General features: G+C 38.3%; 9 protein-coding genes. 5 read left to right on the forward strand and 4 right to left on the reverse strand.

The annotated features are described in order from the left end of the window. Position 1: 1 nt before the first annotated feature. Entirely contained in the window at positions 2–2,254 is a 2,253-nt protein-coding gene (locus RM542_RS02440; protein WP_311384120.1) for a gliding motility-associated C-terminal domain-containing protein, read from the reverse strand. 261 nt (positions 2,255–2,515) lie between these two features. Between RM542_RS02440 and RM542_RS02445 the strand changes: the two genes are divergently transcribed. Continuing rightward, positions 2,516–4,201, forward strand: a complete 1,686-nt coding sequence (locus RM542_RS02445; RefSeq protein WP_311384887.1) for a glutamine--tRNA ligase/YqeY domain fusion protein — start codon at positions 2,516–2,518, stop codon at positions 4,199–4,201. 162 nt (positions 4,202–4,363) lie between these two features. Here RM542_RS02445 and RM542_RS02450 read toward each other — a convergent pair whose 3' ends face one another. Together RM542_RS02450 and RM542_RS02455 are read right to left on the reverse strand one after the other, a co-directional pair. Then, on the reverse strand, positions 4,364–5,497 hold the full coding sequence (locus RM542_RS02450; protein ID WP_311384121.1) for a VCBS repeat-containing protein: 1,134 nt from the start codon (positions 5,495–5,497) through the stop codon (positions 4,364–4,366). After that, entirely contained in the window at positions 5,490–6,425 is a 936-nt protein-coding gene (locus RM542_RS02455) for an SPFH domain-containing protein (protein WP_311384122.1), read from the reverse strand. The genes RM542_RS02450 and RM542_RS02455 overlap by 8 nt, the downstream gene beginning before the upstream one ends. 210 nt (positions 6,426–6,635) lie before the next feature. Here RM542_RS02455 and RM542_RS02460 point away from each other — a divergent pair, with 210 nt between their 5' ends. From RM542_RS02460 to RM542_RS02475, 4 genes are all read left to right on the forward strand, one after another. Next, a complete protein-coding gene (locus tag RM542_RS02460) occupies positions 6,636–7,034 on the forward strand; it encodes a hypothetical protein (protein ID WP_311384123.1) in 399 nt (132 codons plus the stop codon). 37 nt (positions 7,035–7,071) lie between these two features. Then, positions 7,072–7,491, forward strand: a complete 420-nt coding sequence (locus RM542_RS02465) for a hypothetical protein (protein ID WP_311384124.1) — start codon at positions 7,072–7,074, stop codon at positions 7,489–7,491. A gap of 95 nt (positions 7,492–7,586) precedes the next feature. Continuing rightward, a complete protein-coding gene (locus RM542_RS02470) occupies positions 7,587–10,697 on the forward strand; it encodes a VPS10 domain-containing protein (RefSeq protein WP_311384125.1) in 3,111 nt (1,036 codons plus the stop codon). A 32-nt stretch (positions 10,698–10,729) separates the two neighbouring features. Beyond that, positions 10,730–11,437, forward strand: coding sequence for a DJ-1/PfpI family protein (locus RM542_RS02475; protein WP_311384126.1), 708 nt, complete (start codon positions 10,730–10,732; stop codon positions 11,435–11,437). A gap of 26 nt (positions 11,438–11,463) precedes the next feature. Here the strand turns inward: RM542_RS02475 and gltX are convergent, their stop codons facing one another. Then, positions 11,464–12,972 (reverse strand): glutamate--tRNA ligase, encoded by a 1,509-nt coding sequence (gltX, locus tag RM542_RS02480; protein ID WP_311384127.1) that lies wholly within the window; start codon positions 12,970–12,972, stop codon positions 11,464–11,466. Positions 12,973–13,001 lie beyond the last annotated feature (29 nt).

Here is a 13,001-nt window from a genome sequence, read left to right on the forward strand (position 1 = left end):
GTTATTTGATCACGGTTATAGTCCCTTGTCTAAGGGTTTCTCTAGCGTTCTTGATTTTGTAATAAAATATTTGGTTCTTTTTAGCAAAGGCAATACTTGATTCTGGCCAATTATTTCGGTAGCCATTTTCGTTAATTACTTCTTCACCTTTTTCATTATATATAATGACTGAAACCTCAGCATTATTGGAGTACGAATTAGGTATAATCCATAAATCATTGATTCCATCTCCGTTTGCGGTTATCACATTAGGAATTTCAAAATTGTCTCTATAAGAAACTGTAATGGTTTGACTGATTTGACAGTCTCCAACACTTGCGATAACTAAATAGACTCCTTCTTCAGATAGGGTAACAGAGTCTGTGCTAGAAATTAGATTGTTGCCTTGGTCATACCACGCATAAGAACTTGCTCCGCTAGCGGTTACAGTCTCAGAAGAACCCTCAGGAAAGACTAGATTGTCACCGGTGTCTATAACAACAATAGATGCATCAAAATCAGTAATTACAATGTCATTAGACTGTATTGGACAACCATCGGAACTTATAGCAAGTTGGTAGGTTCCTGTTTCCGTAACGATAAGTTCAGTCTCAGTTGTAGAAACCATAGCGCCGTCTTTAGTCCACGTATAGCTTAATCCTGTTAAGTCAGTTGTTGTTGAAAGCGTAACTGTAACACCATCACATAATTGTAAGCCAGAACTAGTAATATCAATAGTTTCATTAGAGGCTAATCGTATGCTCAGCGGATTTGAAGTTGCATTGAATGTTGTTATGCTACCTTGAACAGTATAGAAACCATTATCTGACACATCATTTAATGTGAGTTCATCAGCGGTTAAACCAGGCAAAACCGCATCATCTTTTAACCATTGATATGTAAAAGAAGACCGTAAAGAACTAGTGACATCAGAACGATTACCATCAGCATCGAGGGCATTTATTTGAAGTACAGTAAGTGTCGTGTTCTCAACAGAGCAATCGCTATAAGTACCTACATAATCAATAATAACTTCAAAGCTATTAGGAAGAACCACCGTGGTTTCTTCAGAGTTCTTGGCCGGCAAGGTGCAGGCCCCACCATTTTGAGTAACCTCTGCGTAGAAGATTCCTGGTTCATTTATTGTAATACTGGAAGAAGTTTCTCCAGAAATAGCGACTCCGTCTTGATACCATTGATAGGTAGGGCTAAGCGCTGTTGTGCTTACCTCAAGTATTTGGTCTTGTCCAGGTAATAAAACTAAGTTAGGTTCATTTATGCGTGAAACCGTAAAATCAGCAGCACTTGAAATGGTAACCGCAGAAGACTGTTCAGCGCATATACCTGCGCCTTCAATTCGAACTGAATAATCACCTTCAAATCCGGAAGTTGCACCATCAATTATATACGATGAAGCATCTACAGTTGGTCCTGAAACAATATCACCTCCTTGAAACCATGTATACAAATAACCCATTCCACTAATATTGGCATCTAATGTTACAGATTCAGATGGACAAAGAGTAGTAGTTGAAGGTGTATTAATTGCAACTCCAAGAGGGGTTGTTATCACAACTTCAATTGTGTTTGATAAGGTATTTGCAGAACCAGAACAGTTAATTCCATAATCTATTTCAACATAGTACATTCCAGATTGTGAAACCACTAAGGCGTTGGATGTTTCACTTAATGGTGTGCCACTGCGATACCATTTGTATTGGTAAGTACCGGCATCAGGAACATTATGAGTTTCGATTGTTATGCTGCTTCCATCACAAACTTCAAGTGTTCCTCCTGGCGGGATAACCCCACTAGCATCTTGACTAATAAGAATTGGGCTACTGTAGCCGATATAGTAAATTGAAAAAGCGTCTGAAGAAGGGCTGGTTACAGCCGGACTCGTACTTCGCACTCGAAAACGATAATTTTCACCTTGCACATCTTCTGGTACAGCAAAACTAAAGTCGAAATCAAATTCTGTGTTTTTATCGCTTGCTCGGTCTAGCTCTCTTGGGGAGCCAAAGTCACCACTAGCGTCTGATAGTTCTAAAATAAATTCATTGTTGCTATCAACCAATGGTGGATTCCATGTGAAGTTGACAAAATATTCGTTAAAGCTCGCTGAGGCGCATGCTGAAGTCCAGGCATCCGTAGAACCTAAATTCGGATTAGGAGCAGCAGTAGGTTGATTCAACACTTGAGCATGGGTAGAATGTGATAGTAGGCCGCACATTACCAGTGTTAAAAATACGCCGTAAAATGAAGAAGTTTTCATAGGCATTGTTAGCTTTGGGGTCACGCAAGAAAGAGTTGCATTTTGTAGGTTTTCAGACATGACAGTTTTTAAGATTTGTTAGTACCTAGTTTTCACTAAGTTGTATACAATAACAAATATTATGATTCTGTTCCTGCTCTAAAACTTATTGTTGTGGGGTAGACCAAAACTGTTGTGAAATAACTTTATTTGTATGGAGTAAAGTTGAAATACACGCATTACAACGCATTTTTGCTACATTTGCTCGATATTTTAAAGGCCATGGAAGAGACTAAAAAGTCATTAAATTTTATAGAACATATTGTTGAAGAAGATTTGGCAAATGACTATTCAATAGAAAAGTTAAGATTTAGATTTCCACCTGAACCAAATGGGTATTTACACTTAGGTCATGCAAGCTCTATTTGTTTGAATTTTGGCCTTGGAGAAAGCTATGATGCTCCAGTCAATTTACGATTTGACGACACGAACCCCGCGAAAGAAGAGAAAGCCTATGTTGATGCTATCAAAGAAGATGTTAAATGGCTAGGTTATACTTGGGATAAAGAGTGTTATGCTTCTGACTATTTTCAAGAATTATATGGTTGGGCCGTCGGCTTAATTAAAGAGGGCAAAGCATATGTTGACAGCCAATCTTCAGAAGAAATGGCCATACAAAAAGGCACTCCGACCGAACCAGGTGTGGCTGGTCCGCATCGTAATAGGTCTGTTGAAGAGAATTTAAACCTCTTTGAACGCATGAAAAAAGGTGAGTTTGATGAAGGCAAACATGTTTTGAGAGCTAAAATTGACATGGCTTCACCAAATATGCTGATGCGTGACCCAATTTTATATCGTGTTTTGCATAAGGCACACCACAGAACAAATACCGATTGGTGTATTTATCCTATGTACGATTGGACTCATGGCCAAAGTGATTATTTAGAACAAGTTTCACATTCGTTGTGTACGCTTGAATTTTTGCCTCATAGAGAATTATATGATTGGTGTTTAGACCAATTGGTATCAAATGATAAATTGCGACCAAAGCAAAGAGAGTTTGCCAGAAGAAACCTTAGCCACACCATTGTAAGCAAACGAAAGCTGCTTAGATTGGTAGAAGACGGGGTGGTTGAAAGCTGGGATGACCCTCGTATGCCAACTATTTCAGGACTACGTAGAAGGGGTTATACTCCAGAATCAATTCGGAATTTTGCTGATACTGTCGGGATTGCCAAACGAGAAAATTTGGTAGATGTTTCTCTACTAGAGTTTCATGTTCGAGAACACTTGAACAAAGTTACCCCAAGGGTCATGGCGGTTTTAAATCCCTTGAAAGTTGTTATAACAAATTATCCTAAAGATCAAGAAGAATGGCTAGATGCTGAAAATAGCCCGGAAGACGTGTCGCTTGGCTCTAGAAAAGTTCCTTTTTCTAGTGAACTTTATATAGAACAAGAAGACTTTAGAGAAGAAGCCAATAAAAAATTCTTTCGTTTAAAATTAGGTAAAGAAGTACGCTTAAAAAATGGTTATATCATTAAAGCGGAAAGCTGTACAAAGGATAAAGACGGTAATATAATAGAAGTGCAATGTACATATGACCCTAAAAGTAAAAGTGGTAGTGGAACAGAAGAAAGTTTGCGAAAAGTAAAAGGCACCCTGCACTGGGTTTCCATCAAGCATGCCATAGAAGCAGAAGTGAGAGTATATGACAGGTTATTTACAGACGAAAACCCCGATGGTCATAAGGACCGTGATTTTATGGAATTTGTAAACCCTGATTCTTTAAAGAAAATAACTGGTTATTTGGAGCCAAGTTTAAAAAATGCCAAAGTTGGTGAACGTTTTCAATTTCAACGTTTAGGTTATTTTAATGTTGATTTAGATTCAACAATTGAAAATTTGGTTTTTAATAGAACAGTAACCCTACGAGATACTTGGGCGAAAATTCAACAGAAAAATTAAAGAGTTTGAAGGAAAAATAGAACTATCAGAAAGAACTATCGACCAAACGATAACAATTGGTATTTTCTATTCAAAAAGGCCGATTCTAATAGCTTCTAGGCGGGTTTATTTTGGGGGTCACACATTGCAATGGTTAAGGGAGAATTAAGCTGTTAAATTGCTTTAATTGTCTTTTTTCATTCTTCCATAACGATTTAAGTAGTACAAGTTCAAATCGCCAGAGTTTGCTTCTAGAATATCGATGTAGCCATCATTATTTAAATCAGAAAGATGAATATCATAAGTATCCATTTTATGATCTTCGTTCAATGGAATTTTTTCAAAAGAGTTTTTGCCATAATTGATAAAGGCATAATTCACATCATCCCCATTGGCGTTTAAAATATCAATTAAACCGTCATTATTCAAATCAGCAACTTTTACACTTGCTGTTGCAAAATCATCTGGCTCATAAAGAATACTTTTTTTAAAACCCTTACCATTTCCTAAATAGATATAATTCGCTCCAATTAAATTTCCAACAGCGATATCCATAAAACCATCATTGTTGAAATCGGCTACCGCTACAGAACGGGTTTCGTCATTTCCGGTACCGAACGGAATTTTTTCTTCGAACACCAAAGCATCGGTTTGTAGATAAACAAAATTTTGTTGCTCATCACGATTGGCCAATACCAAATCCATAGCCCCATCTTTATTCATATCAGCAACGGCGATATCAATGGTAGAATCGTCATCAGAGCCAAAAAGGATGATTTGAGTAAAATCACCCTTGCCATCATTAATAGCAATTTCATTGGCACTACCCCTATTTGTAAATAATACATCTAAATCTCCATCACCGTCAATATCACTTAGGTTCACATTTCTTGTAGGGGTGGCGTCTCCACCAACAGCACCTACCCTACTAAAAATTCCTTTTCCGTTATTGCGATACCAATTATTCGGATGCCGGTCATTGCCGGTAACAATATCTAAATCACCATCACCGTCGAGGTCTCCTAATTCAGCCGCATAGCAAGAGGACCATTCTTCATCAATAATTCGAGAAGTTCTAAAAACACCATTGCCAACATTGTAAAAAACAAAATTAGGTGCTGGCCAATGCCGCCCCTCCGCACTAACAACATCAATATCACCATCTCCATCAACATCGCCTGCAGCAATAGAAGCCGTTCTATTTTCTTGTGCTCCAAAACTCAAGAAAGCCCCACCAGGATTAAAGAAAGGGCTTTCCTGTGCTTGAATAGAACTTACCATGGTGCAGAAAACCAATATTAATTTATGCTTAAGCATCCCCTTTTTTAGTGGTATTGGTTTTTTTCATGGATTCGCCTATCATATTACTTGCCGTAAATGAGGCAACCATATTATTGAGCATATCGCTACCTGCTTGAGGTGAGTTTGGTAAAAGAATCAGATTGGTATTGGTTTCTTCCCCAATGGATTGTAGAGTATCATAATGCTGAGTAACCACAATTAAAGCGGAAGCCTCTTGTGAATTAATACCTACCTTATTTAATACTTCTACAGATTCTTCAAGACCACGGGCAATTTCACGACGCTGGTCAGCAATACCTTGACCTTGTAATCGTTTACTCTCTGCTTCCGCCTTAGCTTTTTCTACAATAAGAATACGAGCAGCATCACCTTCAAACTGTGCAGCTATTTTTTCACGTTCAGAAGCATTAATTCTGTTCATGGCTTCCTTTACCTGTGCATCTGGGTCAATATCAGTAACTAAGGTTTTAATAATATCATAACCATACTCGAGCATAGCTTCTTGCAACTCACCCTTAACAGCAATAGCAATGTCATCTTTTTTAACGAAGACATCATCCAATTTCATTTTAGGGACCTCAGCACGTACCACATCAAAAACATATGAGGTAATTTGATCATGTGGATATTCTAATTGATAAAACGCATCATAAACCTTGCTTTTGATAACCACGTATTGAACGGAGACTTTCAGTTTTACGAAAACATCGTCAAGTGTTTTAGTCTCAATGATTACATCGAGTTGTTGAATTTTTAGTCCAATTCTGGCGGCAATTCGCTGTACAAAAGGAATTTTGAATTGAATACCAGATTGTCGTACACTAGTGAATTTACCAAAGGTTTCAATAATAACGGCGGTTTGCTGCTTTACAATAAATACAGTTGAAATAAATACAAGCAATATGACAATTGCTATTGGTATAATGTAGCTTAGACTTCCCATAATAGTAGTGTTTTAAGTTTAATTGTTTAAAATACAAAAGTGTGTATTAGATATGTAGTAATTATGAAAGAATTGTTACAAATATTCCACTAATGAACATATAAAGGCAATAGCCGGAAATGCTTTTAGGTTAATTTTAAATTAACTATTTGATAACACTTTTTAATTAGGGAATATCTTGTTTAAATTGTTCTTCAATAAAACTAGAAAATGAAAAATGTTTACTTAATTATTTTAGCTGTTTTAATGTTCTTAAGTTGTGACCCGGTTTCAGACATGGAAGCTAACATTGAGAACCTTACATCTGAAAGCCTAACAATTGAATTTATTTCTTCTGAAGTAAGCCTGAATAAAACCTTACAAATTGCCCCTAATGAAATTAAACTTTTTCAAGAGGGTTTTGATATTGGAAGCACCTATTTAGAACCTTCGCTTATTGATTATGACTCTGTACTTATTAAAAACCAAGCCCAAGAGATTGTGAAGATTTATAAACCGAATGAAGCGGGTAAAAACATATATAATATTAGTGCTTATTGGCAAGGAACCGAGCCTTCTAAAAGGTTTTTTAAATACGAATACGAAATAGAATCTAGTGAGATTGAATAGTTCTAGCGTTCTTTTTACATCTTAAATGGCGAACAATATGAGGCAATTAACTCTTTTTTTTGGGCTAATTATAGCGGGGTTTTTTTATAGTTGTGACGACTGTAACGATTGTAAAGAATTACAACAGAAAAGGATTATAATTCAAAATGAGAATGGAACAAATCTTTTGTTTGGAACCGATGCGACCTATAACCCAGACGAAGCAACTATAGTAACTTCAAGCGGTGTTCAGCAGCCCTTGTTCGTGGATGAAGATGCAGGAGCACTTCTTTTTTCCTTAGAAGAAAATGAAATGACTTATACGCTCCACCTTAATACTACGGATAGTGAGACTATAAATTTTGAATTGGATGAGCGCGACAGCAAACAATGCTGCGGTACATTAACCATTTCAACTAGCACTAGTTTGAATGGAACTAAAATTGAAAACAGCGACACCATCATTATTGTGAAGTAGTTAACTATTATAGGAAACCACAGTCATTAAGGGAAAGTTCAGCGGTTTATGGTATATTTAAAGGAGTAAAAGAATACTTCTAAATACCATCCAAAATGAAAAATAGTACCACTTCCGTTTTCTTTTGTCTTCTTCTTTGTTTTGCGTTTAATTTAAGCGCACAAAATCAAGTCTTAGCACAGCAAATGACCATAGACACTAGTTTTTATCAAGGTCTTAAATGGCGTAATATTGGTCCAAAACGAGGAGGTCGTTCTCTGGGTTCAGCGGGCAGCCCCACAAGACCAAACGAATATTATTTTGGTGCTACTGGTGGCGGTTTGTGGAAAACCGTAGACGGCGGTAACGAATGGAAACCAGTTACTGACGGTCAAGTAACTAGCTCTTCAGTTGGGGCAGTGGCTGTTGCAGAAACAAACCCTGATATAGTGTATATCGGTATGGGTGAAGTACAATTGCGAGGCAGCATCACCCAAGGCGATGGGGTTTATAAATCTATAGATGCCGGAAAAACATGGAAACATTTAGGCCTTAAGGAAACCCAAGCAGTTTCACGTATTCGAATTCACCCTACAAATCCTGATGTGGTTTATGTTGCAGCGTTAGGGCATCCTTATGGAGATAATGAAGAACGAGGTGTTTTTAGAAGCACAAACGGAGGTGATGCCTGGGAAAAAATATTATACTTGAGCCCTAAAGCCGGAGCGGTAGATTTGATTATCGACCGCAACAACACAGAAGTGTTATATGCTACCACATGGGAAGTTCAACGCAAAGCCTGGAAAATGTGGGGTGGCGGAGGCGACAGTAAATTATGGAAGTCTACGGATGGAGGAGATACTTGGACAGATTTAACAGAGAATACAGGAATGCCCGAAGGACCAATTGGAAAGATTGGAGTAACAGTTTCACCGGCAGATTCGAATCGTGTGTGGGCAATTGTTGAAGCTAATGAAGGTGGTGTTTTCCGTTCTGATGATGCTGGACAAACCTGGGAACGAACTAATGATGAACGTAAACTAAGACAACGGGCTTTTTACTATTCTAGAATTTATGCAGACCCATTAGATAAAGAGGTTGTTTATGGCTTGAACACAAGAATGTATAAGTCAAGCGATGGTGGAAAAACCTTTGATACTATTATTCAAACCCCTCATGGCGATAATCATGACTTATGGATAGACCCAACGAATCCAAAGCGGATGATAAACTCAAATGACGGCGGGGGTAATGTCAGTATTAATGGTGGAAAAACTTGGACAGAGCAAGATTTTGTTACAACTCAGTTTTATCATGTGATGGCGACGAATGATGTGCCTTATCATGTGGCTGGAGCACAACAAGACAATAGTACTTTAGCAATGCCAAGTGATGGTTGGGGCCATATGTTGGCCAGAGGCCCGAACAAGGGTTGGTATTATGCCGTAGGTGGAGGTGAAAGCGGCTGGATTACACAACATCCGAAGAATTTAGATATATTTTACGCAGGTAGTCAAGGCGCTTTATTAACACGTTATGACAGAAGCAATGGGCAGTCAAGGGATATACAGGTATATCCACGTTTTTTCTCAGGTGAACCGGCTGATGCTTTACCAGAACGTTGGCAATGGACCTTCCCAATCATGTTTGCTCCGCAAGACTCCAACGTGATGTACACCTGTTCTCAACATATTTGGAAAACAACAAATGATGGCCAAACATGGGAGAAAATAAGTCCTGATTTAACCTATGCAGACCCAGCAACTTTAGGCAAAACAGGTGGTGTTATCACTATGGATATGAATGGCCCTGAGATTTATGCTACGGTTTTTGCCTTAGCACCATCTTTTCATGACATTAACACCATTTGGGCAGGTTCTGATGATGGTAAAATTCACATAACGAGAGATGGTGGTGGCAGCTGGAAGGACATTACACCTGACGGCTTACCTAAATTTTCAAGGGTAAGTATTATTGATGAATCTAAACATCGCCCTGGCACTTTATTTGTGGCTGCCAATCGTTATCAGGTTGATGATAGACAACCTTATGTATTTAAAACTCATGACTACGGAAAAACGTGGACAAAAATCATAATTGGTATTGAAGATGGTCATTTTGCAAGAGCGGTTCGTGAAGACCCCGTTCGAGAGGGATTATTGTTTTTAGCAACAGAACACGGAGTGTATTTCTCTATGAATGATGGCGTACAATGGCAGAGCCTTCAATTGAAATTACCAGACACACCAATTCGTGACTTGGTGGTTAAAGATAATGATGTGGTCATAGGCTCACACGGCCGTGGTTTTTGGATATTGGATGATATTCAACCCCTCCGTCAATATAAGGAAACCATGAATAATCAAGCCGCTGTGCTTTTTGAACCTTCAGATGCTATTCGGGGTATTAATAACGCTAGCATTCAATACTATTTAAAAGAAGAGTTAGACACGATTACTTTTGAAATCCTTGACGCGAATGACAAACTCATTAACACGTTTACCGGGAGTAAACCAAAATATAAAAAAGACCCAAACCTACCTTGGTGGCAACGTGGAGGCTCTTCAAAACCAACCACAGCTCAAGGCATTAATACCTTTACTTGGGATTTACGATATCCGGGCGCAATCGATTTTGAAGGTATGATAATTTGGAGTGCCCGCCCGCAACGTGGCCCAAAAGCACCGCTCGGAGATTATAAGGTTCGCATGAAAACCAATGATTATGAAAAAACCTATCCGTTTTCTGTGATGATGGACCCCAACTTAAAAGGCATTACTAAGGCTGATTTAGATGAACAGTTTACTCTAGCGAATAACATTATGCAAAAGACTAGTGCAGCTAATGAGGCTGTTATTAAAATTAGAGAGATGAAAGCTATCATCGTTGAGAATAAAGAGAAAATAGGAGCAGAAGTTATGGAAAAAACCATGACGCCTTTTATGAACAAAATCTCCGCGGTCGAAGAGGAATTATATCAAGTGAAGAATCAATCAGGGCAAGACCCATTGAATTTCCCTATTAAATTGAACAACCGATTGGCCTCATTAAGACGCAGTGTTGAAAGTGGCGATGCTAAACCTACGGATGGCGCGTATAAGGTGTTTAAGGAGCTTTCTGCGGAATTGGAAGGCCATTTGGGCGACCTTAATGGCATTCTAGAAAAGGAATTGCCAATGGTAAATACCGCTTTGGAAGCTGGTGGGGCAGGAAAAATAGAACCATGATGTTAACTAGAAATAGTATGAACCCAATAAAAATGAAACTTTTATTAATAAGTAGATTGTCTCGATATTTAGCCATACTTCACATTATAATCGGGGTGAGTACTTTAAATGCTCAAGAAGAAACGAACCAGACTAAACTAGACACAATGGAAATAGCTTTTATTATGTTCTATGACTATGAGACTTTAGATGTTTTTGGACCAGCAGAAATTTTTGGTCGTCTAGTCGATAAATACAATCTTACTTTTTATTCCCTCGATGGAGGTGTCATAACTAATAGGCATGGGGTTCCGATTATGACTCAAAAATTAGCAGCTATCAACAACCCACCAAATATAGTTTTGGTTCCCGGGGGCATGGGGACACGAAAAGAGGTTAATAACAGCGAGCTTTTAACCGCCATAAAAGAACTTTCGCTCGAAAGTGATTATGTGCTTTCTGTTTGCACCGGAAGCGCACTACTTGCCAAATCAGGAGTGTTAGAAGGCAAACAAGCGACTTCAAATAAAAGAGCATTTACATGGGCGTCTTCTCAAAGCGATAACGTTGACTGGGACAAAAAAGCGAGATGGAAAGTCGATGGTAAATATTACACTTCCTCAGGAGTAAGCGCTGGTATGGACATGACATTGGGTTTTATAGCTGACCGCCATGGTATTGATTTCGCCAGAAAAGTTGCCAAAGAAATTGAATATAACTGGATTGAAGACAGGGATAACGACAGTTTTATTGCGGAATAATTAACGTTAAATTTTTTTACTGTTATTTATGCTAAATCGGCAATAGCTTTTTCAATACGTTGCAAACAGGCTTCTTTTCCAATCATGGCAAGAATATCAAACAGATGAGGGCCTTTTAAATCTCCTACGGTAATTAAACGTAAAGGACCCATAACCTTACCAAAAGACAATTCACTTTCGGTAATCCATGCTTTAATATTGGATTCGATATTTGCTGAGTTAAAGTCCTTAGTAGCTGAAATGATGTCAGCCACCTTTCGCATTAATGCTGGCGTATCTTCCTTCCATTGTTTTTTTACTGGTTTTTCAGCATAAGAGTTAGGTGCTTCAAAAAAGTAACTGCTCAAGTCCCAAAAATCAGCCACAAAATCTGCGCGTTCTTTAATTAATCCCACTACTTTTTCGACATAACTGTCATCCCGAGCATCTCGAGGAATCTCTTTATCAGCTAGCACCACCTGAAACAAACCAGCCAGTTCCTCATCATTTTTCTCTTGTAAATATTGATGGTTGTACCATTTGGTTTTTTCTGGGTCAAAACGAGCGCCAGATTTATTTACGCGTTCTAAGCTAAAGGCGTTTATGAGGTCTTCCAGAGAAAACAGTTCTTGTTCAGTTCCGGGATTCCAACCTAGCATCGCTAAAAAATTAACAACGGCATTTGAAAAATAGCCTGCTTCACGATACCCTTGTGATTCATTCCAAGATAATGGAAATACGGGGAAACCGCCTTTTTCACCATCACGCTTGCTCAATTTTCCTTTTCCTGTTGGTTTCATAATTAAAGGCAGGTGTGCAAACTGCGGCGCGTCCCATCCAAAGGCATTATAGAGCAATTGATGCAAGGCCAAAGAAGGCAGCCATTCTTCTCCGCGAATTACATGCGAAATTTCCATTAAATGGTCATCTACAATATTTGCCAAGTGATAGGTTGGCATGCCATCGCTCTTAAAAAGAACTTTATCATCAAGTACATTGGTGTCTATTTCAATTGTGCCACGGATTATATCTTTAAGATGAAGTTTTTCGTCTTGAGGGGACATAAAGCGAATCACATATGGTTCTCCAGAGCTTATTTTGGATTGTGTTTCTTCTTTGCTTAGCGTAAGAGAATTGTCAAGTTTTAATCTATTGTGCCAATTGTAGATGAAAGTCTTTCCTTTTTCTTCGTGGTCTTTACGATGAAAATCTAATTTTTCAGCAGTATCAAATGCATAATAAGCATGACCTTTTTCTATCAATTCTAAAGCATATTCTTTGTACAAGTGCTTTCGTTCACTTTGGCGATATGGGCCAAAATTCCCTTCTTTTGCAACACCCTCATCAAAAGGAATTCCACACCAATTTAGCGCTTCTATAATATAGGCTTCAGCACCTTCAACATAGCGGTTTTGGTCAGTATCTTCAATTCGCAGCACAAAATCACCACCGTATTTTTTAGCAAATAAATAATTAAACAAAGCAGTACGAACACCACCAATATGAAGCGGCCCTGTTGGACTAGGCGCAAAACGAACTCTTACCTTTTGATTCATTACTTAAAATTGAAGCACAAAGATAGTAT

The organism is Croceitalea sp. P059, assembly GCF_031846365.1.
GTDB lineage: Bacteria > Bacteroidota > Bacteroidia > Flavobacteriales > Flavobacteriaceae > Croceitalea > Croceitalea vernalis.